The sequence below is a fragment of the Burkholderia sp. SRS-W-2-2016 genome (assembly GCF_001931485.1).
GTDB lineage: Bacteria > Pseudomonadota > Gammaproteobacteria > Burkholderiales > Burkholderiaceae > Paraburkholderia.
Window position 1 is genome coordinate 62,796 of record NZ_MSDV01000045.1, and the last position, 26,246, is coordinate 89,041.

The following is a 26,246-nucleotide window of genomic DNA, read 5'->3' on the forward strand; positions in this document are numbered from 1 at the left end:
TCGGCCGTCGCGATCCAGCGACCACGCAGCCCTGCGTTGCGCCAAGCGTTTATAATCGATTGTTTTGCGGCACTCCGGCCGCTACTGCAACCCAACCGCCGCAACCGCTGCAACCCGCTATCGTGAGAGTCTTCCGCGGTCTTCCCAATGCCGAGAGCCGCGCGCCCTGCGCGCTGACCATCGGCAACTTCGACGGTGTCCACCGCGGCCACCAGGCGCTGCTCGCCCACGTGCGCGCGGCCGCCGATGCGCGCGGCCTGCCGGTCTGCGTGATGACCTTCGAGCCGCACCCGCGCGAGTTCTTCAACCCGGCCAGCGCGCCGCCGCGCATCGCGATGCTGCGCGACAAGCTCGAGGCGCTGCGCACCAACGGGGTCGACCGGGTCGTCGTCGAGCACTTCAATCACACCTTCGCGAGCCAGTCGCCGGATTCGTTCGTCGAGCGGATCATCGTCAACGGGCTGCATGCGCGCTGGGTCATGATCGGCGACGACTTCCGCTACGGCGCGAAGCGCGCCGGCGATTTCGCGTCGCTGCAGAAGGCCGGCGAGCAGTACGGCTTCGAAGTCGAGCAGATGGCCACGGTCGCCGACCCGTCGGGCGCGCGCATTTCCAGCTCGGGCGTGCGCGCGGCGCTGATCGCCGGCGACCTCGACGCGGCGCGCAGCGCGCTCGGCCGCGACTACCTGATCAGCGGCCACGTCACGCACGGCATGAAGCTCGGCCGCGACCTCGGCTTCCCCACGCTGAATCTGCCGATCGCGCACAAGCGCCCGGCGCTCGCCGGCATCTTCGTCGTGCAGGTGCACGGCATCGCCGATCACCCGCTGCCGGGCGTCGCGAGCCTCGGCCTGCGCCCCACCGTCGACGATTCCGGTCGCGTGCTGCTCGAAGTGCATCTGCTCGACTGGCACGGCGACGCGTATGGCAAACTCGTGCGCGTCGAATTTCTGAAGAAGCTGCGCGACGAGGAAAAGTTCGCCGACCTCGAAACGCTGACCGCCGCGATCGCCCGCGACGTCGCCAATGCCCGTGCATGGTTCGCGGCCGTCGGCGCCGGCACGCCGGGCAGCCGCTCCACCGGTTTCGCCACCTCGGCCACCGACCGAATTAGATAGCCGCCGCGATTCGGGCCGGCGCACAGCGCTCGCACGAATCGCCGCCACGCGCATCGAAGGGCGTCCGGGCTTCACGCGAGCCGCCCGCCGGGCGCGTCCCACGCCACGGCTCAGCGCAACCCGCGCGCCGCTACGCATTCCAACGCATTCACCGCCACCCACACCATGAGCAACAAGAAAGCCGATTCGAAACCGCAGTCCCGCTACCCGGTCAACCTGCTCGACACGCCGTTTCCGATGCGTGGCGACCTGCCCAAGCGCGAGCCGCAATGGGTCAAGGAATGGCAGGAACGCAAGGTCTACGACACGATCCGCGCGGCTTCGAAGGGCCGCAAGAAGTTCATCCTGCACGACGGCCCGCCGTATGCGAACGGCGACATCCACCTCGGCCACGCGGTGAACAAGATCCTCAAGGACATGATCGTCAAGGCGCGCAACCTCGCGGGCTTCGACGCGGTCTACGTGCCGGGCTGGGACTGCCACGGCATGCCGATCGAGATCCAGATCGAAAAGCAGTTCGGCAAGTCGCTGCCGGCGGCCGAAGTGATGCAGAAGGCGCGCGCGTACGCGACCGAGCAGATCGAAAAGCAGAAGGTCGGCTTCCGCCGTCTGGGCGTGCTCGGCGACTGGGACAACCCATACAAGACGATGAACTTCGCGAATGAAGCCGGCGAAATCCGCGCGCTCGCGAAGATCATGGAAAAGGGCTACGTGTTCCGCGGCCTGAAGCCGGTCAACTGGTGTTTCGACTGCGGCTCGGCGCTGGCCGAGGCGGAAGTCGAGTACAAGGACAAGACCGATCCGACTATCGACGTGCTGTTCAGCTTCGCCGAGCCGGAAAAGACCGCGCAGGCGTTCGGCCTCGCCGCGCTGCCGCGCAATGAAGGCGGCATCGTGATCTGGACCACCACGCCGTGGACCATCCCGGCCAACCAGGCGCTGAACCTGCACCCGGAAATCGTCTACGCGCTGGTCGACACGCCCCGCGGGCTGCTGATCCTCGCCGAGGAACGCGTCGAAGCGTGCCTGAAGCTGTACGGCCTCGAAGGCAAGGTCGTCGCGACCACGCCGGGCGAAAAGCTCGTGAACCTGCGCTTCAACCACCCGCTCGCGTCCGCGCATCCGGCTTACAAGCGCACCGCGCCGGTCTATCTCGGCGACTACGTGACCACCGAAACCGGTACCGGCGTCGTGCACTCGTCGCCCGCGTACGGTGTCGAAGACTTCGTGTCGTGCAAGGCGCATGGCATGGCGGACTCGGACATCATCAGCCCGGTGATGGGCGACGGCCGTTATATCGAATCGCTCGCGCTGTTCGGCGGCCTGTCGATCTGGGCGGCCAATCCGCAGATCGTCGAAGCGCTGCAAGGCGCCGGCTCGCTGCTGCGCACCGAAAAGTACTCGCACAGCTACATGCACTGCTGGCGCCACAAGACGCCGATCATCTATCGCGCGACCTCGCAGTGGTTCGCCGGCATGGACGTGAAGCCGAACGACACTGACAAGACGCTGCGCGAAACCGCGCTCGAAGGGATCGAGAACACCGCGTTCTATCCGTCGTGGGGCAAGCAGCGCCTGTTCAGCATGATCGCCAACCGGCCGGACTGGACGCTGTCGCGTCAGCGCCAGTGGGGCGTGCCGATGGCGTTCTTCGTGCACAAGGAAACCGGCGAACTGCATCCGCGCACGCCCGAATTGCTCGAGCAGGTCGCGCAGCGCGTCGAGAAGGCCGGCATCGAGGCATGGCAGACGCTCGACCCGCGCGAGCTGATCGGCGACGACGCGAACCTGTACGAAAAGAACCGCGACACGCTCGACGTCTGGTTCGACTCGGGCACCACGCACTGGCACGTGCTGCGCGGCTCGCACAAGGACGAGCTGCAATTCCCGGCCGACCTGTATCTGGAAGGCTCGGACCAGCATCGCGGCTGGTTCCACTCGTCGCTCCTGACCGCATCGATGCTCGACGGCCGTCCGCCGTACAACGCGCTGCTCACGCACGGCTTCACCGTCGACGGCGAAGGCCGCAAGATGAGCAAGTCGCTCGGCAACGGGATCGATCCGCATGAAGTGGCGAACCGTCTGGGCGCGGAAATCATCCGCCTGTGGATCGCGTCGACCGACTACTCGGGCGAACTGGCGATCTCCGAGGAAATTCTCAAGCGCGTGACGGAAGCCTATCGGCGGATCCGCAACACGCTGCGCTTCCTGCTCGCGAACCTGTCGGACTTCGACTTCGCAAAGCACGCGCAGCCGGTCGAAAACTGGCTCGAAATCGATCGCTACGCGGTCGCGCTGACCGCGAACCTGCAGAACGACATCCTCGCGCACTACGAGAAGTATGAATTCCACCCGGTCGTCGCGAAGCTGCAGACGTTCTGCTCGGAAGACCTCGGCGGCTTCTATCTCGACGTGCTGAAGGACCGCCTGTACACGACCGCGGCCGACTCGGTCGCGCGCCGCTCGGCGCAGACCGCGCTGTATCACGTCGCGCACGGCCTGCTGCGTCTGATGGCGCCGTTCCTGTCGTTCACCGCGGAAGAAGCGTGGAAGGTGTTCCAGCCGAACAGCGAAACGATCTTCACCGAGACCTATCATGCGTATCCGGCGGTGCCGGAAGCGGGCGCGCTGCTCGACAAGTGGACGCTGCTGCGCGCGGCGCGCAGCGACGTGACCAAGGCGCTGGAAGAGGCACGCGTTGCGAACCTGATCGGCTCGTCGCTGCAGGCGGAAGTCGAAATCCGCGCGAGCGGCGCGCGTTACGACGCGCTCACGAGCCTCGCCGACGACCTGAAGTTCGTGCTGATCACGTCGGCGGCCAGCGTCGTCAAGGTGGACAGCGAAGCGGATGAAGGCGTCGAAGTGATCGCGTCGAAGTACCTGAAGTGCGAGCGCTGCTGGCACTACCGTGCGGACGTCGGCGCGAACGCCGAACATCCGTCGCTGTGCGGCCGCTGCTTCAGCAATCTGTTCGGCAATGGCGAAACGAGGAGCGCGGCATAATGGCAGGCAGCAGCATGTCGAAAACATCGGTTCGAAGCACTTCGCTGGCACCCTGGCTCGGCATCGCGCTGATCGTCATCCTGTTCGATCAGCTGACGAAGATCGCGGTGCGCAAGGTGTTCGAATACGGGGTGCCGCATGAGGTCACGTCGTTCTTCAACCTGATCCTCGTGTACAACCGCGGCGCCGCGTTCAGCTTCCTCGCGATGGCGGGCGGCTGGCAGCGCTGGGCATTCACCGCGCTCGGCGTGGTCGCCGCGCTGGTGATCTGCTACCTGCTCAAGCGCCACAGCGGACAGAAGATGTTCTGCACGGCGCTCGCGCTGATTCTCGGCGGCGCGCTCGGCAATGTGATCGACCGGCTGATGTACGGCCACGTGATCGACTTCCTCGATTTCCACGTGGGCGGCTGGCACTGGCCGGCGTTCAATCTCGCCGACAGCGCGATCACGGTCGGCGCGTTCCTGCTCGTGCTCGACGAGTTGCGGCGCGTCCGCGGCTCACGCTGACGTCGCCCGCGGGCGCGGCCGCCACGGCCCTGCCCGCGTCCGTTTAAAGGCGCGGCGGCAACGGCGGGCAACGTCTCGCGCCGCCGCGCGATCACGCTTTGTCGGAGGCTTTCGTTGGCAACCGCAGAACTCGCAGGCAAACACCTCGTCCTCGGCATGACGGGCGGCATCGCCTGCTACAAGATCGCCGAACTCACGCGCCTGCTGACCAAGGCAGGCGCAACCGTGCAGGTCGTGATGACCGAAGCGGCCACCCAGTTCATCACCCCCGTCACGATGCAGGCGCTGTCCGGCCGGCCGGTCTACACGAGCCAGTGGGACGGGCGCGTGCCGAACAACATGGCGCATATCGATCTGTCGCGCGAAGCGGATGCGATCGTGATCGCGCCCGCCTCCACCGACTTCCTCGCCAAGCTCGCGCACGGAATGGCCGACGATCTGCTGTCGACCCTATGCATCGCGCGCGACTGCCCGCTGCTGGTGGTGCCGGCGATGAACCGGCAGATGTGGCAGAACCCGGCCACCCAACGCAACGTCGCGCAGCTACGCGCGGACGGCATCGAAGTGCTCGGCCCCGATTCGGGTCCGCAGGCGTGCGGCGAAGTCGGCGACGGGCGCATGCTCGAAGCGGCCGCCAGCTACGAGGCGATCGCGTCGTTCTTCGCGCCCAAGATCCTCGCCGGCCGGCGCCTGCTGCTGACCGCCGGCCCGACCTTCGAACCGCTCGACCCGGTGCGCGGCATCACCAACCGCTCGAGCGGCAAGATGGGCTTCGCGCTCGCGCGCGCCGCGCAGCAGGCCGGTGCCGACGTGCATCTGGTGGCCGGTCCGGTCGCGCTCGACACACCATGGGGCGTGTTCCGCGAAGACGTGCAGACCGCGCAGCAGATGCATGACGCGGTGATGCACGCGGTCGCCGACGCGGACATCTTCATCGGCGTCGCGGCGGTGGCCGACTGGCGCGTCGATCACGTCAGCGAGCAGAAGATCAAGAAAAGCGCCGAGCGCGTGTTGCCGAGCTTTTCGTTCGTCGAGAATCCGGACATCCTCGCCGCGGTCGCGAAGCTGCCGAAGCCGCCGTTCACGGTCGGCTTCGCGGCGGAGAGCGACAATCTCGACGTCCACGGCGAAGAAAAACGCGCGCGCAAGAACGTGCCGCTGCTGATCGGCAATCTGGGTCCGCAGACGTTCGGACTCGACGACAACGAAGTGATCCTGTTCGAAGCAGGCAAAGCAACGAAGCTGCCGCGCGCCGACAAGCAGACGCTCGCGCGCGCGCTGATCACGGAAATCGCAAAGCGCCTGCCGCCCGTCGCCGGGCCGGTTCTTTGAGCGCGTAAGCGGGCGCGACGGCGGCGATCCTTGCCGCCTCACCGCCCCGCTCTCTCGCCAGAGCGCCTGAATCATCTGGAGCACTACTGTCATGACGCTACTTTCCGTGCTCGATCAAACGCCGGTGATCGCCGGCCATTCGGTGGCGGACGCGATCGCCGCGACCGTCGAACTCGCGCAGCTCGCCGACGACCTCGGCTACACACGCTACTGGTGCGCCGAGCATCACGGCCTGCGCGGCCTGTCGAACCCGTGCCCCGAAGTGATGCTGGCGCGGCTCGGCAGCGTGACCAAACGTATTCGCCTCGGCTCGGGCGGCGTAATGCTGCCGTACTACAGCCCGTTCAAGGTCGCCGAACAGTTCATGATGCTCGAGGCGCTGTTCCCGAACCGCGTCGATCTCGGCGTCGGCCGCGCGCCCGGCGGCGATATGCGCACCGCGCAAGCGGTCGCGGCCGGCACCTACAATCGCGGCGAGATTTTCCCGCAGCAGGTCACCGAGCTGCTCGGCCTGCTGCACGGCAAGTTGTCCGATGATCATCTCGCGCAAGGCGTGCTGCTGCAGCCGCAAATCGATACGCGTCCGCAACTGTGGATGCTCGGCTCCAGCGAATTCGGCGGCCTGCTGGCCGCGCAGCTCGGCATCCGCTTCGCGTTCGCGCACTTCATCAACGCGCATTTCGGCAAACCAGTCGCGCTCGCCTATCGCGAGCGTTTCCAGGCCGGCCCGGAAGCGGCGCAGCCGTATCTCGCGGCGGCGGTATTCGTGATCTGCGCGGACACCGAGCAGGAAGCGGCCGACCTCGAAAAGGCCGTCGATCTGCGTCGCGTGCAGATGGCATACGGCCTGAACGAACCGATTCCGTCGATCGAGCAAGGCATCGCGCAAGAATATGGCGAACGCGAGCAGCTGGTGATCGACCGGGAAAAACCGCGCAGCATCGTCGGCACGCCCGAGCAGGTCACCGAACGGCTGAAGGACTTGCAGGAGCAGTTCCAGGCCGACGAGCTGATGGTGCTGACCGTGGCCGGCAGCTATCGCGCGCGGCTGCGCTCCTATGAACTTCTCGCCGAGGCTTTCCAGCTCGGCTCGAACTAATGCCCAACCCACCCCCCTTTCGAACCTGAATGAAACTCGACCTGAAGATTCTCGATGAGCGCATGCGCGAACAGCTCCCCGCCTACGCGACGACCGGCAGCGCCGGCCTCGATCTGCGCGCGTGCCTCGACGAACCGCTGACGCTCGCGCCCGGCGAAACCGCGCTGGTGCCGACCGGCCTCGCGATCCACGTCGGCGATCCGGGTTATGCGGCGCTGATCCTGCCGCGCTCGGGTCTTGGCCACAAGCACGGGATCGTGCTCGGCAATCTGGTCGGTCTGATCGACTCCGACTATCAAGGTCAACTGATGATCTCGACGTGGAACCGCGGCCAGACCACGTTCGTGCTGAATCCGATGGAGCGTCTCGCGCAGCTGGTGATCGTGCCGGTCGTGCAGGCCGAATTCAATATCGTCGACGACTTCGCTGAAAGCGAGCGCGGCGCGGGCGGCTTCGGCAGCACCGGCAAGCATTGATCGAGCGGGGCTGAGCCCACGGAAATCGACGCACAAAAAAAGAACGGCGCGGGATAAAACCCGCGCCGTTCTGCTTTCTGGTGACCCGGCTTTCTACGAAAGCCGGTCCCGCGTATTACTCCACTTCCACCGCTTCCGGATTCGGATTGCGCGGCGCCGGATGCTCGTCGAAGGTCAGCTGCACCTTGTCTTCCGCATCGACGTCGACCGTCACGCGGCCGCCGTTCATCAGCTTGCCGAACAGCAACTCGTCGGCCAGCGCACGACGGATCGTGTCCTGGATCAGACGCTGCATCGGCCGCGCGCCCATCAGCGGGTCGAAACCGTGCTTGGCCAGATGCTTGCGCAGCGTGTCGGTGAAGAGCGCGTCGACCTTCTTCTCGTGCAGCTGATCTTCCAGCTGCATCAGGAACTTGTCGACCACGCGCATGATGATTTCTTCATCGAGCGAACGGAAGCTGATCGTTGCGTCCAGACGGTTACGGAACTCCGGCGTGAACATGCGCTTGATGTCGACCATCTCGTCGCCCGACTCGCGGCGGTTCGTGAAGCCGATCACCGACTTGCCCATCGCCTCGGCGCCCGCGTTCGTCGTCATGATGATGATGACGTTGCGGAAATCCGCCTTGCGGCCGTTGTTGTCCGTCAGCGTGCCGTGGTCCATCACCTGCAGCAGCACGTTGAAGATGTCCGGGTGCGCCTTCTCGATTTCGTCGAGCAGCAGCACGCAGTGCGGCTTCTTCGTGATCGCCTCGGTCAGCAGGCCGCCCTGGTCGAAACCGACGTAGCCCGGCGGCGCGCCGATCAGCCGGCTCACCGCGTGACGCTCCATGTATTCCGACATGTCGAAGCGGATCAGCTCGATGCCGAGCGTGAACGCGAGCTGCTTCGCGACTTCGGTCTTGCCGACGCCGGTCGGGCCCGAGAACAGGAACGCGCCGATCGGCTTGTCGAGCTTGCCGAGACCCGCGCGCGCCATCTTGATCGCGGCCGACAGTGCGTCGATCGCCGGATCCTGGCCGAACACGACGCTCTTCAGATCGCGGTCGAGCGTCTGCAGCTTGCTGCGATCGTCCTGCGACACGCTTTGCGCCGGCACCCGCGCGATCTTCGAGATGATTTCCTCGATCTCGTTCTTGCCGATCGTCTTCTTCTGCTTCGACTTCGGCAGAATGCGTTGCGCCGCGCCCGCTTCGTCGATCACGTCGATCGCCTTGTCCGGCAGATGACGATCCGTGATGAAGCGTGCCGACAACTCAGCCGCCGCCGACAGCGCACCCGACGAATACTTGACGCCGTGATGCTCTTCGAAACGCGACTTCAGCCCGCGCAGGATCGCCACCGTCTGCTCGACGGTCGGCTCGGTCACATCCACCTTCTGGAAGCGCCGCGATAGCGCCGCATCTTTCTCGAAGATGCCGCGATATTCGGTGAAGGTGGTCGCGCCGATGCACTTGAGCGTGCCCGACGAGAGCGCCGGCTTCAGCAGATTCGATGCATCCAGCGTGCCGCCCGACGCGGCGCCTGCGCCGATCAGCGTATGGATTTCGTCGATGAACAGGATCGCGTGCGGACGCTCCTTCAGCTCCTTCAAAACCGTCTTCAGACGCTGTTCGAAGTCGCCGCGATACTTGGTGCCGGCGAGCAGCGCGCCCATGTCGAGCGAATAGACCTGTGCGTCCGCAAGGATGTCCGGCACTTCGCCGCGCGTAATGCGCCACGCGAGCCCTTCGGCGATCGCGGTCTTGCCGACCCCGGCCTCGCCGACCAGCAGCGGATTGTTCTTGCGCCGGCGGCACAGCACCTGCACCACGCGCTCGACTTCCGACTCGCGCCCGATCAGCGGATCGATGCGGCCGTCCTTCGCCATCTGGTTCAGGTTCTGCGTGAACTGGGCGAGCGGCGTTTCCTTCTGCGCGGCGGCTTCGTCGGACTCGGCATTCGCATCGCTTGCCTTCGCGGCATCCGAGCTGCTCGTCTTGGCGATGCCGTGCGAGATGAAATTGACCACGTCCAGGCGCGTGACGCCCTGCTGCTGCAGGTAGTACACCGCGTGCGAGTCCTTCTCGCCGAAGATCGCGACCAGCACGTTCGCGCCGGTCACTTCCTTCTTGCCGTTCGAGGTGGACTGCACATGCATGATCGCACGCTGGATCACACGCTGGAAACCGAGCGTGGGCTGCGTGTCGACGTCGTCCGTGCCCGGCACGGTCGGCGTGTTGTCATGAATGAAGTTGCGCAGGTTCTGGCGCAGATCCTCGATATTGGCCGCGCATGCACGCAACACTTCCGCCGCCGTCGGGTTGTCCAACAACGCAAGCAAAAGATGTTCGACCGTTATGAACTCGTGCCTTGCCTGGCGTGCTTCCATGAACGCCATGTGCAGGCTGACTTCCAGTTCCTGGGCAATCATGCTTCCTCCATCACACACTGCAGCGGATGCCCGGCCTGCCGTGCGTGGGTAACGACTTGCTCGACTTTGGTCGACGCGATGTCCCGCGTATAGACCCCACAAACTCCCCTACCCTCGCGATGCACCTTCAACATAACCTGCGTTGCGGTTTCACGATCCTTATTGAAATATTCCTGCACGATCATCACGACGAATTCCATCGGCGTGAAGTCGTCATTCAGCAGCACCACCTTGTACATGGAGGGCGGCTTGAGCTTCTGCTCCTGCCGCTCCAGTACGGTGCCGTCCTGCTTGTCCGGGATAATCGCCATACACCCATTCTAAACAACTAGGACAGGCCCGCAATCCTGTCAAAACCCGGCCGCCTGGCCGGTGAACCCGTTCGCTGCCGCCCCGCCGTCACGATGTTGTCATGATCGCCGTGGCAGGCTCGCGTTCGACGGGCCGATTGCGGTGCCGGCCCCTATCCTGTCCTGCTGCGCGCTACGTGCTGCAGCGCGGTCGGATCGAGTATCGCACAACCTGCCGGAGCTGGCTGGCAGCGCTCGCGGCGGTGGGCGCCGCCGCCTCGGGCACTGTCAGCAGGTGAGACGATTATGCGACTTTTCAAGGCCTGCCGCTTGCGCAACCGCACATAACGGAAGCGGTAAAAACCCTGGAAAAGCAGCGTGTTTGCAACGCGACAACGGCGTCTCAAAATTTCCTTGACACTCGAATAAAGAGCCTCAACAATCAAGCTGGCACTTTTTTCACCAAGCAATAATTTCGAAAAAATGCCGATGGTGAGCTTGTGAGGAGGAAGCGACTACCTTGTGTAGTCGTGGCTTTTCGAGGGCTCGTGGTAGTGACATGAGTTACAGGGGAAGTTGGAAATGGCAACTGGTACGGTCAAATGGTTTAACGACGCCAAAGGTTTCGGATTCATCACGCCTGACGAAGGCGGTGAGGATCTGTTTGCGCACTTCTCGGCAATCCAGATGAATGGGTTCAAGACCCTGAAGGAAGGCCAGAAGGTGACTTTCGAGGTCGTGCAAGGCCCGAAAGGCAAACAGGCATCGAACATTCAGGCTCCGGTCTGAAGCGGCTTCGTTCTTAGGCGGGTTGTTATCCGTCTTTGGAAAACCCGGCTTTATGCCGGGTTTTCTTTTTTGCGGCCCGCTTTTTTACAATGCGGATTTTTGCGCTCGTAAATACGCGCCCGGATTACCGCTAAAAAATACCCCGGCCGCCTTCCAGCGCCGGGGTATTAATGTGCGCCGCATAATCGCAGCGCATCAATTACATATTCTCGATCATTACTTGCCCAAATGCTGAACACGATACTTGAGTCGCGCCTTCCATCAAACGGGCGAAATCGTAAGTCACGCGTTTTTGCAGAATCGATTTTTCCATCGAACTAATGATCAGGTCCGCCGCCTCGAACCAGCCGAGGTGGCGCAGCATCATTTCGGCCGAGAGGATTTCCGAACCCGGGTTCACGTAGTCCTTGCCCGCGTATTTCGGCGCGGTGCCGTGCGTCGCTTCGAACATCGCGACCGAATCCGACAGGTTCGCGCCCGGCGCGATGCCGATGCCGCCGACCTGCGCGGCCAGCGCGTCCGAGATGTAGTCGCCGTTCAGGTTCAGCGTCGCGATCACGTCGTATTCGGCCGGGCGCAGCAGGATCTGCTGCAGGAACGCGTCGGCGATCACGTCCTTGACGACGATGTCGCTGCCCGTCTTCGGATTCCTGACTTTCATCCACGGACCGCCGTCGATCAGCTCCGCGTTGAATTCCTTCTGCGCGAGCCCGTAGCCGAAGTCGCGGAATGCGCCTTCGGTGAACTTCATGATGTTGCCCTTGTGCACCAGCGTGACCGACCGGCGGTCGTTGTCGATCGCGTACTGGATCGCCTTGCGCACCAGCCGCTCGGTACCCTCGCGCGACACCGGCTTGACGCCGATGCCCGAGCTGTCCGGGAAGCGGATCTTCTTCACGCCCATCTCTTCGCGCAGGAACTGGATGATCTTCTTCGCCTGCTCGGAGCCGGCCGGCCATTCGATGCCCGCGTAGATGTCTTCCGAGTTCTCGCGGAAGATCACCATGTTGGTCTTTTCCGGCTCGCGCACCGGCGACGGCACGCCCTTGAAATACTGGACCGGCCGCAGGCACACATAGAGGTCGAGTTCCTGGCGCAGCGCGACGTTCAGCGAACGGATGCCGCCGCCGACCGGCGTGGTGAGCGGCCCCTTGATCGACACCACGTATTCCTTCACGACTTCCAGCGTCTCTTCCGGCAGCCACACGTCCGGACCGTACACGCGGGTCGCCTTCTCGCCCGCGAAGATTTCCATCCAGTGGATCTTCTTCTTGCCCGCGTAGGCTTTTTCGACCGCCGCATCGACGACCTTGATCATGACCGGCGTAATGTCCACACCGGTGCCGTCGCCCTCGATGTACGGGATGATCGGCTGGTCCGAAACATTGAGCGAGAAATCGGCGTTGACGGTGATCTTGTCGCCACCGGTCGGAACCTTGATGTGCTGATACGGCATGATCGACTCCAGTGAAAACTGTGCAAAAGCTGATGGAAGACTGCGCAAGCGATGCCTCTCGCCGCGCAATGCCGAACGCCCGCGAGCGGCCTGGCCGTTATTCTAGCCCACGCCCTGCGCGCGCCCCGGCGCCCCGCGGCTCGGGGTTTTCCAACAGGGACGAAGACCCGATCGTGCCGCGCTCGTCTATAAGATACAAGAATCGTCATCCCGATTTATGCATTATCATCGCGCCATCCATCAATGGACCGATATCGCGATATCGCGCGCGCGAAGCCGCCGTTTGCGTCACGACATCGTCACGACACAGTGCGTGACGATTCCGGCGGCGGCCGCCCGCGCAGCTTCATCACCGCGCGGCCGCCGCCGCGTGCGCGCCGTCCCTCTCTGTGCCGACTCTCTCCGCTATGCGCCTTCTCGCCCTGAACAAGCCGTTCGGCACCATCTGTCAATTCTCGCCGCACGAGACGCGCGCGTCGCTCGCCGACTGGGTCAAGGTGCCGGGCGTCTATCCGGCCGGCCGGCTCGATTCCGATAGCGAAGGCCTGCTGCTGCTCACCGACGACGGCGCGTTGCAGGCGCGTATCGCCGAGCCGCGTCACAAACTCGTCAAACGCTATTGGGCACAAGTCGAAGGCGCGGTCGACGACGCCGCGTTGCAGAAACTCGCCCGCGGTGTCGACCTCGGCGATTACGTGACGCGTCCGTGTCGCGCGACTTACGTCGAGCCTTCAGAAGCGCTATGGACTCGCACGCCGCCGATCCGTTTTCGCGCCGCGATTCCAACCACGTGGATCGAGTTGTCGATCACCGAAGGCAAGAACCGTCAGGTGCGCCGCATGACAGCGGCAGTTGGTTTTCCGACGCTGCGTCTGGTGCGCGTCGGCATCGGTGCGCTTGACATTTTTTCACTTGGCTTGCAGCCCGGCGAGAGCATCGAGTTGCGCGCGAACGCACCGTGGGACGGTGTCAAGTGAAGATACGAGAAGTTGCAAATATGCGGTACGTCCCCGCTCAAAATGCATTTCACGCGCTGTGACGAGTGCGCCAGGCCGTTGTATTCACACGCATTTTCGCGCGCCAGAAATTTCTGAAAAATTCGCGTCAACCGCCTCGCAACCCCACGCGTTATTCGACGCAGATGCCACCGAAGCTATCCGGCATTCAGCATTAAAGACCTTTGCATAAGCCGCCGTACGCGGGGCGAATACGAAAGTCCGAACGCTAGCAGACGTGTCGAAAAAATTGTTCGATGCGGCTGTCAACCGAAAGGTGGATGGCACGTTTACCGACATGACTCTACATATGCCGGGTCATTTGGTTAATTAACTCAAGCTGAGGATTCACAAAATGAACAAACTGATCGCCGCTCTGGTCGCTGGCCTCTTCGCAACGGCAGCATTCGCACAAGCATCGGCACCGGAAGCAGCTTCGGCAGCTCCGGCAGCAGCAGCTTCGGCAGCGAAGAAGACCACCAAGCACCACGCTCACAAGAAGTCGCACAAGAAGGCAGCAGCTGCAGAAGCAGCTTCGGCAGCTTCGGAGTAAGTTGCTTGTAAAGACGCAGTCAAGAACAGCTTCACTGCCGTTCTTACGGCGTTGTAAGGCAGATCACCGCAAGGCGATCTGCCTTTTTGTTTTTGGCGCGCTCGCGTAACATGCGCGAGTCAATTTCAGCAAGGAGTCTTGCCGTGCGATTTTCCCTGCGCTCGTCGATGGCGCGTCTGGCCATTGCCGTTGCCCTGCCGCTCGCGGCGCTCTCGTTCGCCGCCACCACCGTCCCCGCTCACGCGCAGCAGATGCCGCCGGGCGCGAAGCAACCGGGCGAGTTCCCGCGCGTCAAGCTGACCGCCGGCATGTTCGTGATCGACGCGGCGGTCGCCGCCAACGACGCGGACCGCGAACAGGGCTTGATGTATCGCACCAGGCTAGCGCCGAACGAAGGCATGCTGTTCGTGTTCAACGAAAACGCCGGCCACTGCTTCTGGATGAAGAACACGCTGATCCCGCTGTCGATCGCGTTCATCCGCGCGGACGGCACGATCACCGACATCGCCGAGATGCAGGCCGAGACCACCAACAACCACTGCCCGACCCACAACGGCGTGTTCGCGCTGGAGATGAGCAAGGGCTGGTTCGCATCTAAAGGCATCAAGCCGGGCATGCAGATCCAGGGTCTGCCGCCGGTGCCGGGCGTGACGCAGTAATAAAACGCTTGCAGAGGCACGCGGCGCACCGCCGCTCCATCGCCTTGCCGCCGCACGCAATGCCGGCGCCCTCCCCCGAGGGCGCCGGTTTTTTTTCGTCCGCCGAGCCCCGCGCGGGCGGCCTCGCCGCCGGCTGGCAGGATTCATGCAAAAGACCAACCGAAGCGCTATCCTTGTAATCTCGAAAAAGCAGCACACCACTCCCCGGGCGGCCCACGCGGTCGCCCGGCATGCGTTTCAGGCGCGCCATTCCAAGGAGGTTCACGTGCCCCGCAAGACTCCCATCGAGCGCTACCGGAATATCGGCATCAGCGCTCACATCGATGCCGGCAAAACCACTACCACTGAACGCATCCTGTTCTACACCGGCGTGACCCACAAGATCGGTGAGGTTCACGACGGTGCGGCAACGATGGACTGGATGGAACAGGAGCAGGAGCGCGGCATCACGATCACGTCGGCGGCCACCACCGCGTTCTGGAAAGGGATGGCCGGCAATTATCCGGAGCACCGGATCAACATCATCGACACCCCCGGGCACGTCGACTTCACGATCGAAGTCGAGCGCTCGATGCGCGTGCTCGACGGCGCCTGCATGGTCTACGACTCGGTCGGCGGCGTGCAGCCGCAATCGGAAACCGTGTGGCGTCAGGCGAACAAGTACAAGGTGCCGCGCATCGCGTTCGTCAACAAGATGGACCGGGTCGGCGCGGACTTCTTCCGCGTGCAGCGGCAGATCGGCGATCGCCTGAAGGGCGTCGCGGTGCCGATCCAGATTCCGATCGGCGCGGAAGAGCACTTCCAGGGCGTGGTCGATCTCGTGAAGATGAAGGCGATCTTCTGGGACGACGCGAGCCAGGGGATCAAGTTCGAGTACCGCGATATTCCGGCCGAGCTCGCGGCGAGCGCGAAGGAATGGCACGACAAGATGGTCGAGGCCGCGGCCGAAGCGAACGAACAGCTGCTCGAAAAGTACCTCGGCGGCGAACAGTTGAGCGAAGAGGAAATCAAGCATGGCATCCGTGCGCGCACGGTCGCCAATGAAATCGTGCCGATGCTGTGCGGCAGCGCGTTCAAGAACAAGGGCGTGCAGGCGATGCTCGACGCGGTGATCGACTATCTGCCGTCGCCGGTCGACGTGCCCGCGATCACCGGTCACGACGAGCACGACAAGGAGATCGAGCGTCATCCGAACGACGACGATCCGTTCTCCGCGCTCGCGTTCAAGATCATGACCGACCCGTTCGTCGGCCAGTTGATCTTCTTCCGCGTGTACTCGGGCGTCGTCAATTCGGGCGACACCGTCTACAACGCGATCAAGGAAAAGAAGGAGCGCCTGGGCCGCATCCTGCAGATGCACGCGAACGAGCGCAAGGAAATCAAGGAGGTCTACGCGGGCGACATCGCCGCGGCCGTCGGCCTGAAGGAAGCGACCACGGGCGACACGCTCTGCGATCCTAACCATGTGATCATCCTCGAAAAGATGATCTTCCCGGACCCGGTGATCTCGCAGGCGGTCGAGCCGAAGACCAAGGCCGACCAGGAAAAGATGGGCATCGCGCTGAACCGTCTGGCGCAGGAAGACCCGTCGTTCCGCGTGCAGACCGACGAGGAATCCGGCCAGACGATCATCTCCGGGATGGGCGAGCTGCACCTGGAAATTCTGGTCGACCGGATGAAGCGCGAGTTCGGCGTCGAGGCGACCGTCGGCAAGCCGCAGGTCGCGTATCGCGAGACGGTGCGCAACAAGGTCGAGGACGTCGAAGGCAAGTTCGTCAAGCAGTCGGGCGGGCGCGGCCAGTACGGTCACGCGGTGATCACGCTGGAGCCGTCCGAGCAGGGCAAGGGCTACGAATTCGTCGATGCGATCAAGGGCGGCGTGATTCCGCGCGAATTCATCCCCGCGGTCGACAAGGGCATCACGGAAACGCTGAAGGCCGGCGTGCTGGCGGGCTATCCGGTGGTCGACGTGAAGGTGACGCTGACCTTCGGTTCGTACCACGACGTCGACTCGAACGAAAACGCGTTCCGCATGGCCGGCTCGATGGCGTTCAAGGAAGCGATGCGCAAGGCCAGGCCGGTGCTGCTCGAACCGATGATGGCGGTCGAGGTGGAAACGCCCGAGGACTTCATGGGTAACGTGATGGGCGACCTGTCGAGCCGTCGCGGGATGGTGCAGGGGATGGAAGACATCGCCGGCGGCGGCGGCAAGCTGGTGCGCGCCGAAGTGCCGCTCGCCGAGATGTTCGGCTATTCGACCTCGCTGCGCTCGGCCACCCAGGGCCGCGCGACCTACTCGATGGAGTTCAAGCACTACGCGGAAACGCCGAGCAACGTGGCCGAGGCGGTGATCAACGCGAAGCAGAAGTAAGCGCTGAAGAGCGGCAACTACGGGCGGTGGCGCAATGCAACGCAGCACGACCGCCCGTGCCAACCCAACGAAGCCCGTTCCTCGCGAACGGGCTTTTTTCATCGCGCGGCCAAAGCGCGCCGGCTGCCGTTGCCGGCCGCGCACCATCGGTTTTTTGAACGTGCCAGAATGCCGGACAGCATGGCGCCGGTCGTTATGCACGATGCACCGTCGATCGATCACCCGCGGTCAGGCACTCGAGCGCGGCACTCAAGCCGGACAGGAGACAACCATGAGCCAGGATCACGAACACCCGCACTACCGGGCCGAGCATCAGGCCGCCGAAGCCGCCGCGCAGATCGACTGGCGCGAGCACGGCGTGAAGGTCATCCGCGGCGACCAGCTCGACAGCAACACCGCGCAGACGCCGGGCATGAACCGCGCGGCCGCGATCAACGCGGCGCGGGTCGGCGCGCAGAAGATCTGGGCCGGCACCGTGACGATCCATCCGAATGCGAAGACCGGCGCGCATCATCACGGCGCGCTCGAAAGCGTGATCTACGTGGTGCGCGGTCACGCGCGGATGCGCTGGGGCGAGCACCTGGAATTCACCGCCGAGGCCGGCCCCGGCGACTTCATCTTCGTGCCGCCCTATGTGCCGCATCAGGAGATCAATGCGAGCACCGACGATCCGCTCGAATGCGTGCTGGTGCGCAGCGACAACGAAGCGGTCGTGGTCAATCTGAACATCGACGCGGTCGAGCAGCCCGAGACCGTCTACTGGGTCGATCCGATCCACAAGCATCCGCACGATCACTAACGCCTGCCCTCACTTCGCCTCGCGCCACATGACGCCCACCGCCTCGCTGCGCCCTCGCCTCGTCACCCTCTACGCGGTGCTGATCGCCGCCAATCTCGGCGCCTGGCTGTGGGCGCTGATCGCGTTTCGCCACTATCCGCTGCTGCTCGGCACCGCGCTGCTCGCGTACGGCTTCGGCCTGCGTCATGCGGTCGATGCCGACCACATCGCGGCGATCGACGCGGTCACCCGCAAGCTGATGCAGACCGGCAAGCGGCCGCTCGGCATCGGCCTCGCGTTTTCGCTCGGGCACTCGTCGATCGTGATCGCGGCGACGCTCGGCATCGTCTGGACCACCCATTCGCTGCATGCGCGTTTCGAGAACTTCAGGGAAGTCGGCGGCACGATCGGCACGCTGGTGTCGGCGAGCTTTCTGCTGGTGCTCGCGACCGTGAACCTGGTGATTCTGCGCGACGTCTGGCGCCGCTACCGGCACGCGCAACGCGATGGCGACACCGCCGCGCAAAACCTGGCCGCAGCCGATACGCTCGCGCCGGCCGGGCTGCTGTCGCGCGCGTTGCGGCCGCTGTTCCGGCTGGTCACGAAAAGCTGGCACATGTACCCGATCGGCGTGCTGTTCGGGCTCGGCTTCGACACCGCGACCGAGATCGGCCTGCTCGCGATCGCCGCGTCGCAGGCGAGCACCGGTCTGCCGCTCTACTCGATCCTCGTGTTCCCGGCGCTCTTCACCGCCGGCATGACGCTGGTCGATTCGACCGACAACGTGCTGATGGTCCACGCGTACGGCTGGGCGATGGACGACCCGAAGCGCAAGCTCTACTACAACGCGAGCATCACCTTCGTGTCGGCGCTGGTCGCGATCGTGATCGGCGGCATCGAGGCGCTCGGGCTGCTGTCGGATCATTTCGGCTTGAGCGGCGGCGCATGGGATGCGCTCGCGAGCCTGAACGAGCATCTCGGCTCGCTCGGCTATGCGATCGTCGCGGCGTTCATCGCGTGCTGGATCGGCTCGGTGCTGTTTCATCGCTGGCGGCGGCCGGTCGCGGTCGGGCGGTGACGCAGTGACGCCCTAGCGCGGCAGCGGGCGCGGCGGTAAATCTCACTGTTCACGCGCGGCTCGATCGGTAACGATGACGGTCGCGATAGCAGCGCTGCGGCCGGAATCGCGACCGCGCCAGGCGAAGCCACCCACGCACCGTTGTGACGACGACACACCGCGCTTCCTTTATCGGCCGATCGGCAAGCTTGCCGCGCCGCCGGCATGCCGCGGCCGCGAGCAATCGCTTACACTGAAACGGCTTTGCGCAGCGCTGCTGCTGTCGTAAGCGCGGCCGGCCGTCACCGGTTCGCCGCGTTCACTACAGCCCGCTGTCCCTCGCGCTGTCGCGTTGTCGTAAGCACGGCGCGACGCTCAAGAACCGGCAACAGAACGGACTGGACACGCCATCGATGAAAACGCCCGTGGACCGCTTTCCCGCCCCGCCCCGCGCACTCGACGCCACCCGCCGCACCGCCGACGCCCTCGGCAACCACGCCCTCGATGAATTCCTTGCCGGCCGCATCACGCGCCGCGAACTGCTGCGCCATGCGAGCGTAATCGGTTTATCGCTGGCGGGCGGCGGTTTGCTCGGCATCCCGCGCGCGCACGCCCAGGGTGCGGCGGCGCCCGGCAATCAGACGATCCGCGTCGCGCATCTGACGCCGGCCGGCGCGGTCGATCCGCTGACCGTGACCGACGCCGCGAGCCTCGCGCTGCTGAATCAGACCGGCGAATTCCTGATCGACGACGACGGCGAGAAGCTGATGCTCAAACCCGCGCTCGCGCTGTCGTGGAAGCCGAACGACAAGGGCGACGTGTGGACCTTCAAGCTGCGCGAGAACGTGAAGTTCCACGACGGCCAGAGCTTCGGCGCGAAAGACGTGGTCGCCACCTTCGACCGGCTCGCCGATCCGGCCAGCGGCTCGGCGGCGCTGTCGGTCCTCAAGGGCGTGCTGTCCAAAGGCGGCGCGAAGGTCGTCGACGAACACACGGTCGCGTTTCATCTCGACGCGCCGAACGGCAACTTCCCGTACTACGTTTCCTCCGACAATTACAACGCGGTGATCCTGCCCGCGAATTACGCGGGCAATTACGAAAAGAGCTTTCCCGGCACCGGCCCGTTCAGGTTCGAGAAGTATCAGCCGAAGGTCGGCGCGTCGTTCGTGCGCAATCCTGACTACTGGGGCGACAAGGCGCTGCCGCAGCGCGTGCAGTTCACCTTCTACGCGGACCAGCAGGCGCAACTGCTCGCGCTGCAAGGCCATCAGGCCGACGTGATGGGCACCTTCACCGTGCAGGGCGGCGCGGCCATCCTGAACAATCCGGACTACAAGGCGATCGGCGTGAAGTCGAGCGCGCACCGGCAGATTCACATGCGCAACGACAGTCCGCTGTTCAAGGACAAACGGGTGCGCGAGGCGCTCGCGCTGTCGCTCGATCGCGACGTGATCGTGCGCGGTCTGTTCAAGGGTCGCGCGCAGCTCGGCAACGACAGTCCGTTCGCGCCGGTGTTTCCGTCCTCCGATGCGGGGGTGCCGCAACGCAAGGTCGACCTCGCGAAGGCGAAGCAGCTACTCGCGCAGGCCGGCGTGCCGAACGGCTTCGACGTCACGCTGACCACCGAAAAATACATGGAGATTCCCGACCTCGCGGTGGTCGTGCAGAACGCCGCGAAGGCGATCGGCGTGCGCATCAATCTGAAGGTCGAAAGCCAGTCGCTGTATTACGGCGCGGGCACGCCGGGCAAGTCCGACTGGCTCGACTCGCCGCTCGGCATCACCGACTATGGCCATCGCGGCGTGCCGAACGTGTTCCTCAATGCGCCGCTGACCAGCAACGGTACGTGGAACGCCGCGCACTTCAAGAACCCTCAGTACGACCAACTGGTTGCGCAATTCGTCGCGGCGCTCGACCTCGCATCGCAGCGGAAGATCTCCGGCGAGATTCAGCGGCTGCTGCTCGACGAGACGCCGATCATCATTCCGTTCTTCTACGATCAGCTGATCGCGATGCGCAAGGGCGTGAACGGCGTGCGTTTCACCGCGCTCGCGCAGCTCTATTTCGATCGCGCGACGCTCAGTTGAGCGCGTAAGCCACGCGCAGCTTGCACGCGGACTGCACGCAGTTCGCTCGCACGTCGCCCTTCTTTCAAGAGGACTCACGATGTCGGCTCCGGCGCCCTCTCCCGTCTCCGCGACACCGCGCGCGTCCAGCGCGGCGCGCGGCAATGCGGGACGCGTCGCGCGCTTTCTGGCGACCCGCGTCGGGCTCGCGCTGATCACGCTGTGGCTGCTGTCGCTGATCGTGTTCGCGGGCGGCCAGCTGCTGCCCGGCGACATCGGCCGCGCGGTGCTCGGCCCGCTCGCCGACGCGCGCGCGGTCGCCGCGCTCAATCATCAGCTCGGCGCGGACCGGCCGTTGCTCACGCAATACGTCGACTGGATCACGCATTTTCTGCGCGGCGATATGGGGCTCTCGTATGCGTATCGCGAGCCGGTGCGGCCGTTCATCGCCGATGCGCTCGCTAATAGCGCGAAGCTCGGTCTGCTCGCGTTCATCGTGGTCGTGCCGCTCGGGATCGCGGGCGGCGTATGGTCGGCGATGCACGCGGGCCGCTGGCTCGATCGCACGATCAGCATCGGCGGACTCGCGGCGACCGTGGTGCCGGAGTTCGTGTCGTCGATCGTGCTGATCCTCGTGTTCGGCGTGTGGCTGCACTGGCTGCCGATCGAAGCGACCTACCCGCCCGATGCCGGCGTGCTCGAACAGCTTCGCCATCTGGTGTTGCCGGTGCTGCCGCTGGTGCTGGTGTTCTTCGGTTATATCGCGCGGATGGCGCGGGCCGGCACCGTCGAAGCGCTCGACGCCGACTACACCCGCACCGCGATTCTCAAAGGCCTGCCGCGTCGCGTGGTGATCTGGCGGCACGTGCTGCGCAACGCGCTGCTGCCGACCATCACGGTCGCCGCGACGCAGCTCGGCTACATGATCGGCGGCCTCGTGGTGGTCGAGACGCTGTTTCACTACCAGGGGATCGGCTCGCTGATCTACAACGCGGCCAAGGCGAAGGATTTCCCGATGCTCGAAGCCGGCGTGCTGACGGTCGGCGTGGTCTACACGCTCGCGAATCTGGCCGCCGATGCGCTGTACGTGCTGCTCAATCCGCGCTTGCGGGTGAGGAGCGCCGAATGAGCGCGACTGTGCCGCCGAACGCGCCGGGGTCGTCCGGGTCGCCGAGGTCGCCCACTCCGGCCGCGCCGCCCGCTGCAAGCGAGCCGCGCTATCCCCGCGCGCAGCAGTTGCTGCGCTCGCCGACCTTCGTCGTCGGTGCGCTGATCGTCGCGTGGTGGATCGTCTGCGCGATCGCCGGGCCGTGGTTCGTGCATCTCGATCCCTACGCGTCCGATCCGCTGAACTCGCTGACGCCGCCCGACCGCACGCACTGGTTCGGCACCGATCAGCTCGGCCGCGACGTGTTCTCGCGCGTGATCGTCGGCGCGCGCGACATCCTCACGATCGCGCCGCTCGCGACGCTGCTCGGCACCGTCGCCGGCACCGCGCTCGGTCTCCTGGTCGGCTACTTCGAAGGCTGGGTCGATCACGTGATCGGCCGCGTGATCGATGCGGTGCTCGCGCTGCCGCTGGTGATCGTCGCGCTGCTCGCGCTCGCCGCGGTCGGCGCGTCGAACCTGACGGTGATTCTCGTGATCGGCCTCACGTTCACGCCGATCACCGCGCGCACCGTGCGCGCCGCGGTGTTCAGCGAACGCCATCTCGACTACGTGGCCGCCGCGCAACTGCGCGGCGAACGCGCGCCGTACATCATGTTCGTCGAGATCCTGCCGAACGTGCTGCCGCCGATCGTCGTCGAGGCGACCGTGCGGCTCGGCTATGCGATCTTCGCGGTCGCGACGCTGTCGTTTCTCGGCTTCGGCATCCAGCCGCCGTCGGCCGACTGGGGGCTCGCGCTGTCCGAGTCGTACACGCTGATGGCGGGCGGCGCATGGTGGACCGTGGTGTTCGCGGCGGGCGCGATCGCGTCGCTGGTGGTCGGCGTCAATCTGATCGCCGACGGCGTGCAAGGAGTGCTCGACCGATGAACGGCGCGCCGCCCTCCTCGCCCTCCTCACCGTCCTCGTCCGCGTCGTTCGCCGCGTTCGATGTATCGAAGAGCGAGCGCACCGATGCGCTGACGATCGTCGGCCTGACGGTCACCTACCGGATTCGCGGACGCGATCGCGAGGTGTTGCAGGACGTGTCGCTGCGGGTGCGGCGCGGCGAGGCGTATGGACTCGTCGGCGAATCGGGCTGCGGCAAGTCGACCGTCGCGATGGCGACGCTGCGCTATCTGCCGCGCAACGGCAAGGTGAAGGCCGGCAAGATCCTGATCGCCGGCGACGACGTGCACAAGCTCGGCGCCGATGCATTGCGCGAGCTGCGCGCGAGCACGGTGTCGATGGTCTATCAGGATCCGGGCCGCGCGCTGAATCCGTCGCTGACGATCGCCCGTCAGGTCTCCGAAGCATTCGAAGCGGCCGGCGTCGCGCGCGACGAAGCGCTGCGGCGCACGCTCGAGATGCTCAAGCGGGTGCGCATCGCCGCGCCCGAACGCGTGATGGACAGCTATCCTCATCAATTGTCGGGCGGCATGCAGCAGCGCGTGGTGATCGCAATGGCGCTGGCATCGAACCCGGCGCTGCTGATTCTCGACGAACCGACCACCGGTCTCGATGCGACCGTCGAAGCCGAAGTGCTCGACCTCGTCGCGCAGCTGCGCGCGGAACTCGGCACCGCGGTGCTGTTCATCAGCCACAACCTCGCGGTGATCGGGCGGATGTGCGAGCGCGTCGGCGTGCTGTACGCGGGCAAGCTGGTCGAGGAAGGCGCGACCGAGGACGTGTTCACGCGGCCGCGCCATCCGTACACGGTCGGCCTGCTGCGCTGCCTGCCGAGCGCGGGACGCAGCAAGGACCGCGAGCCGCTCGATACGATCGCGGGCGGCCTGCCGCTGCCCGGCTCGGTCACGCAGGGCTGCATCTACGCGGAGCGTTGCCGTCTCGCCGACGAGCGCTGCCGCCGCGAAGCGCCGCCGCCGTATCGGCTCGGGGCCGCGCATGGCGATCAGATGGCGCGCTGCCATTATCACGAGCGCGCGATCGAGTTGCCGCGCGCGGCGGCGGTGGTGGCAGCGGCTTCGGCTTCGGAGCATTCGGCAGTACGAGATGCTCGTTCATCTACACCCACTGGCGCCGTACTGCGCGCGCGCAATCTGTCGAAGACCTTCCACGTGAGCGGCGCACCGTTGCGCGCGGTCGATGACGTGTCGCTCGAACTGGCGAGCGGCGAGACGCTCGGCCTCGTCGGCGAATCGGGCAGCGGCAAGACGACGCTCGCGCGGCTGCTGCTCGGCCTCGCGACGCCCGATGCCGGCAGCGTGCTCGAACTCGACGGCGCGCCGCTCGCCGCGCGTGTCACGCGCCGCAGCGGCGAGCAGTTGAAGTCGCTGCAGATCGTGTTCCAGAACCCGGACTCGGCGCTCAATCGCGCGCATTCGGTGAAGCGGCTGATCGGCCGCGCGCTCGCGCGCTTCACCGCGCTGCGCGGGGACGCGATCGAGCAGCGGCTCGCGACGCTGAGCGCCGACGTGCGCTTGCCGGAGCGCTATCTGGACGCGCGCTCACGGCAGTTGTCGGGCGGGCTCAAGCAGCGCGTCGCGATTGCCCGCGCGTTTGCCGGCGAGCCGCGCGTGGTGGTCTGCGACGAACCGACGTCGTCGCTCGATGTGTCGGTGCAGGCGGCGATCCTGAACCTGCTTGCCGAACTGCAACGCGAGCGCGGCGTCAGCTACATCTTCATCTCGCACGATCTGCACGTGGTGCGCTACGTGTCGGATCGCATCGCGGTGCTGTATCTCGGTCGGCTGCTCGAAATCGGCCCGGCCGCCGCGGTGTTCGACGGACCGCAGCATCCTTATACGGAGGCGTTGCTGTCGGCGGTGCCGACGCTGCATGGCGATGGCGTGCTCGACATGCGGCCCGATGCGCAGCGTGCGCGGATCCGGCTGTCCGGCGAGTTGCCGGGCGCGGGAGAAATGCCATCCGGTTGCGTGTTCCACACGCGCTGTCCGCGCAAGCTCGGCGCGATCTGCGAACAGCAGGATCCGCCGTTTGTCGATGCGGGCGATGCCGCTGGTGGGTCCACGCATCGGATTCGTTGCCATATTCCCGTGGCTACGCTGCGCGAGCTGCAAAGCGCTGCGCGCGAGCATGGCAACGGCAACGCCGGCAACGACGCCGATACGGCGAACGGGCTCGGCCGGAACGACTCGTCGCGTGATGGCGGTTAGCCGCGCATTGCTCGTCGTCCCGTTGCATCCTGTTCCAGCGATCCAACGCCCCATTCAATGGATTCCGCGCGAGGCCGGTTAGCAGCGCCTCAACTGGCTTCACGGCCCAGCTTCGCGGCCCATCCCGTTCCCGTCGATCCACCGCCCTCTTTAAACGAATCGCGCAAAGCGCCGGCTAGCCGGCATTAATGCGTTCGCGCCGCATCGCGTTTCCTTCTCTCCCACGCCGCCCTTAACGAATCCCGCGCCGAAACAGGCTTTGCGGGGCCGCGCGTTTCATCGCCGAAACGTTTTGCCGCGTTTTTACCGTGCACGCGTCGCACATCGCGCTCATGCCCGCGCCGCGTCAGGACTTTGCGCACCGTGGCATGGATATCGCTAATTTGCCCCGCATGGATTCGAAGCCAGCGCGCGTCTGCAACGCCGCGCCGGCCACACGACTCGCACCGCGACTCCCTCGCGCGCGACTCGTGTAGCCGCCACGGCAGCACCGCGCGCATCGCTTCGACGACAACGGACTCGGGGTGCGAAGACCCGCGCGCAGACAGGTCGACCGCCGTTGGAGCAGTTTGCGATGGCGGCAACGAGGTACCGTCGCTCGCTCGGGAGATGCGCGATGAAGACCAGAAAATTCAATCAGTACTACTGTGGGGTTCGACGCGATGCGGTAATCGTCGCGGTGCTAACGGCGCTCGCCAGCCAGCTCGGCTACGCGGCCTCGACGGACGTGATCCCGCAGTGGCGGGAGATCGCCGCCGCGAGCGCGCCGGCGCCCGCGGGGTCCGCGCCGCTGCTGCTCGCGCAGAACGACGGCGCGGCCACCGGCACGCAAGCCAACACGCCGACAGCCGCCGACGATGCAGCCGCCGTGTTCGCGCCGGCCGGGTGCGGCAGTCTGGGCCTGGGCGGCTGCGGACCGCATGGCGGCAGCGGCAATGGGGCTGCGGGGGGGTCGGCGAACGGCGGCGCGGCGGCGAGCAGGAATAGCGGCACCGGCGG

At 65.3% G+C, this 26,246-nt stretch carries 20 protein-coding genes and 1 pseudogene; 18 read left to right on the forward strand and 3 right to left on the reverse strand.

Annotation, left to right across the window (positions count from 1 at the left end; translation table 11 throughout):
- Nucleotides 1-122: 122 nt before the first annotated feature.
- The 6 genes from BTH42_RS19585 (at nucleotide 123) to dut (ending at nucleotide 7,537) form a co-directional block, all read left to right on the forward strand.
- Nucleotides 123-1,118: a bifunctional riboflavin kinase/FAD synthetase gene (locus tag BTH42_RS19585; RefSeq protein ID WP_075302445.1), complete on the forward strand. Its 996-nt coding sequence runs from the start codon at nucleotides 123-125 to the stop codon at nucleotides 1,116-1,118.
- Between the two features lie 165 nt (nucleotides 1,119-1,283).
- Nucleotides 1,284-4,121 (forward strand): isoleucine--tRNA ligase, encoded by a 2,838-nt coding sequence (ileS, locus tag BTH42_RS19590; protein WP_075302447.1) that lies wholly within the window; start codon nucleotides 1,284-1,286, stop codon nucleotides 4,119-4,121.
- A 14-nt stretch (nucleotides 4,122-4,135) separates the two neighbouring features.
- The gene (lspA, locus tag BTH42_RS19595; protein ID WP_075302489.1) at nucleotides 4,136-4,630 is read left to right on the forward strand and encodes a signal peptidase II; all 495 of its coding nucleotides are present in this window, start codon (nucleotides 4,136-4,138) and stop codon (nucleotides 4,628-4,630) included.
- 114 nt (nucleotides 4,631-4,744) lie between these two features.
- On the forward strand, nucleotides 4,745-5,962 hold the full coding sequence (gene coaBC, locus BTH42_RS19600) for a bifunctional phosphopantothenoylcysteine decarboxylase/phosphopantothenate--cysteine ligase CoaBC (protein WP_075302449.1): 1,218 nt from the start codon (nucleotides 4,745-4,747) through the stop codon (nucleotides 5,960-5,962).
- Between the two features lie 91 nt (nucleotides 5,963-6,053).
- A complete protein-coding gene (locus tag BTH42_RS19605) occupies nucleotides 6,054-7,061 on the forward strand; it encodes an LLM class flavin-dependent oxidoreductase (RefSeq protein WP_075302451.1) in 1,008 nt (335 codons plus the stop codon).
- Between the two features lie 29 nt (nucleotides 7,062-7,090).
- Nucleotides 7,091-7,537, forward strand: coding sequence for a dUTP diphosphatase (dut, locus tag BTH42_RS19610; RefSeq protein ID WP_075302453.1), 447 nt, complete (start codon nucleotides 7,091-7,093; stop codon nucleotides 7,535-7,537).
- 115 nt (nucleotides 7,538-7,652) lie between these two features.
- Here dut and clpA read toward each other — a convergent pair whose 3' ends face one another.
- Nucleotides 7,653-9,950, reverse strand: coding sequence for an ATP-dependent Clp protease ATP-binding subunit ClpA (clpA, locus tag BTH42_RS19615; RefSeq protein WP_075302455.1), 2,298 nt, complete (start codon nucleotides 9,948-9,950; stop codon nucleotides 7,653-7,655).
- Nucleotides 9,947-10,261, reverse strand: coding sequence for an ATP-dependent Clp protease adapter ClpS (clpS, locus tag BTH42_RS19620; protein WP_008919570.1), 315 nt, complete (start codon nucleotides 10,259-10,261; stop codon nucleotides 9,947-9,949). Before clpS ends, clpA begins: the two co-directional genes overlap by 4 nt.
- A gap of 561 nt (nucleotides 10,262-10,822) precedes the next feature.
- Here clpS and BTH42_RS19625 point away from each other — a divergent pair.
- Nucleotides 10,823-11,029 carry a cold-shock protein gene (locus BTH42_RS19625; protein WP_018421595.1) on the forward strand — a complete coding sequence of 69 codons (207 nt, stop codon included), beginning with the start codon at nucleotides 10,823-10,825 and terminating at the stop codon, nucleotides 11,027-11,029.
- Between the two features lie 199 nt (nucleotides 11,030-11,228).
- On the opposite strand, the gene icd is transcribed toward BTH42_RS19625, so the two are convergent.
- Nucleotides 11,229-12,485, reverse strand: a complete 1,257-nt coding sequence (gene icd, locus BTH42_RS19630) for an NADP-dependent isocitrate dehydrogenase (RefSeq protein WP_075302457.1) — start codon at nucleotides 12,483-12,485, stop codon at nucleotides 11,229-11,231.
- A 407-nt stretch (nucleotides 12,486-12,892) separates the two neighbouring features.
- Here icd and BTH42_RS19635 point away from each other — a divergent pair, with 407 nt between their 5' ends.
- The 11 genes and pseudogenes from BTH42_RS19635 to BTH42_RS19690 form a co-directional block, all read left to right on the forward strand.
- A complete protein-coding gene (locus tag BTH42_RS19635) occupies nucleotides 12,893-13,462 on the forward strand; it encodes a pseudouridine synthase (protein WP_075302459.1) in 570 nt (189 codons plus the stop codon).
- 373 nt (nucleotides 13,463-13,835) lie between these two features.
- Nucleotides 13,836-14,033, forward strand: coding sequence for a hypothetical protein (locus tag BTH42_RS19640; protein ID WP_075302461.1), 198 nt, complete (start codon nucleotides 13,836-13,838; stop codon nucleotides 14,031-14,033).
- 143 nt (nucleotides 14,034-14,176) lie between these two features.
- Nucleotides 14,177-14,692 (forward strand): DUF192 domain-containing protein, encoded by a 516-nt coding sequence (locus BTH42_RS19645; RefSeq protein ID WP_075302463.1) that lies wholly within the window; start codon nucleotides 14,177-14,179, stop codon nucleotides 14,690-14,692.
- Nucleotides 14,693-14,957: 265 nt separating this feature from the next.
- A complete protein-coding gene (gene fusA / locus BTH42_RS19650; protein WP_075302465.1) occupies nucleotides 14,958-17,063 on the forward strand; it encodes an elongation factor G in 2,106 nt (701 codons plus the stop codon).
- A 271-nt stretch (nucleotides 17,064-17,334) separates the two neighbouring features.
- Complete coding sequence (locus BTH42_RS19655; protein WP_075302467.1) at nucleotides 17,335-17,862, forward strand: cupin domain-containing protein; 528 nt, start codon at nucleotides 17,335-17,337, stop codon at nucleotides 17,860-17,862.
- A 28-nt stretch (nucleotides 17,863-17,890) separates the two neighbouring features.
- A complete protein-coding gene (locus tag BTH42_RS19660; protein ID WP_075302469.1) occupies nucleotides 17,891-18,919 on the forward strand; it encodes a HoxN/HupN/NixA family nickel/cobalt transporter in 1,029 nt (342 codons plus the stop codon).
- A 392-nt stretch (nucleotides 18,920-19,311) separates the two neighbouring features.
- Nucleotides 19,312-20,985 (forward strand): ABC transporter substrate-binding protein, encoded by a 1,674-nt coding sequence (locus tag BTH42_RS19670; protein WP_075302473.1) that lies wholly within the window; start codon nucleotides 19,312-19,314, stop codon nucleotides 20,983-20,985.
- A gap of 79 nt (nucleotides 20,986-21,064) precedes the next feature.
- Complete coding sequence (locus tag BTH42_RS19675) at nucleotides 21,065-22,093, forward strand: ABC transporter permease (protein WP_075302475.1); 1,029 nt, start codon at nucleotides 21,065-21,067, stop codon at nucleotides 22,091-22,093.
- Nucleotides 22,090-23,001, forward strand: coding sequence for an ABC transporter permease (locus BTH42_RS19680; protein ID WP_075302477.1), 912 nt, complete (start codon nucleotides 22,090-22,092; stop codon nucleotides 22,999-23,001). Before BTH42_RS19675 ends, BTH42_RS19680 begins: the two co-directional genes overlap by 4 nt.
- Entirely contained in the window at nucleotides 22,998-25,247 is a 2,250-nt protein-coding gene (locus BTH42_RS19685) for an ABC transporter ATP-binding protein (RefSeq protein WP_075302479.1), read from the forward strand. The genes BTH42_RS19680 and BTH42_RS19685 overlap by 4 nt, the downstream gene beginning before the upstream one ends.
- A gap of 616 nt (nucleotides 25,248-25,863) precedes the next feature.
- Nucleotides 25,864-26,246, forward strand: a pseudogene (locus BTH42_RS19690) (hypothetical protein); the annotation flags it as partial.

Bases quoted from the DNA above. Each gene is read 5' to 3' on its own strand.
- BTH42_RS19605 (WP_075302451.1), top strand. From the start codon at position 6,054: ATGACGCTACTTTCCGTGCTCGATCAAACGCCGGTGATCGCCGGCCAT.
- BTH42_RS19680 (WP_075302477.1), top strand. From the start codon at position 22,090: ATGAGCGCGACTGTGCCGCCGAACGCGCCGGGGTCGTCCGGGTCGCCG.
- icd (WP_075302457.1), bottom strand. From the start codon at position 12,485: ATGCCGTATCAGCACATCAAGGTTCCGACCGGTGGCGACAAGATCACC.
- BTH42_RS19675 (WP_075302475.1), top strand. From the start codon at position 21,065: ATGTCGGCTCCGGCGCCCTCTCCCGTCTCCGCGACACCGCGCGCGTCC.
- BTH42_RS19685 (WP_075302479.1), top strand. From the start codon at position 22,998: ATGAACGGCGCGCCGCCCTCCTCGCCCTCCTCACCGTCCTCGTCCGCG.
- clpA (WP_075302455.1), bottom strand. From the start codon at position 9,950: ATGATTGCCCAGGAACTGGAAGTCAGCCTGCACATGGCGTTCATGGAA.
- BTH42_RS19625 (WP_018421595.1), top strand. From the start codon at position 10,823: ATGGCAACTGGTACGGTCAAATGGTTTAACGACGCCAAAGGTTTCGGA.
- BTH42_RS19655 (WP_075302467.1), top strand. From the start codon at position 17,335: ATGAGCCAGGATCACGAACACCCGCACTACCGGGCCGAGCATCAGGCC.
- dut (WP_075302453.1), top strand. From the start codon at position 7,091: ATGAAACTCGACCTGAAGATTCTCGATGAGCGCATGCGCGAACAGCTC.
- lspA (WP_075302489.1), top strand. From the start codon at position 4,136: ATGTCGAAAACATCGGTTCGAAGCACTTCGCTGGCACCCTGGCTCGGC.
- BTH42_RS19670 (WP_075302473.1), top strand. From the start codon at position 19,312: ATGAAAACGCCCGTGGACCGCTTTCCCGCCCCGCCCCGCGCACTCGAC.
- clpS (WP_008919570.1), bottom strand. From the start codon at position 10,261: ATGGCGATTATCCCGGACAAGCAGGACGGCACCGTACTGGAGCGGCAG.
- ileS (WP_075302447.1), top strand. From the start codon at position 1,284: ATGAGCAACAAGAAAGCCGATTCGAAACCGCAGTCCCGCTACCCGGTC.
- BTH42_RS19640 (WP_075302461.1), top strand. From the start codon at position 13,836: ATGAACAAACTGATCGCCGCTCTGGTCGCTGGCCTCTTCGCAACGGCA.
- BTH42_RS19635 (WP_075302459.1), top strand. From the start codon at position 12,893: ATGCGCCTTCTCGCCCTGAACAAGCCGTTCGGCACCATCTGTCAATTC.
- BTH42_RS19660 (WP_075302469.1), top strand. From the start codon at position 17,891: ATGACGCCCACCGCCTCGCTGCGCCCTCGCCTCGTCACCCTCTACGCG.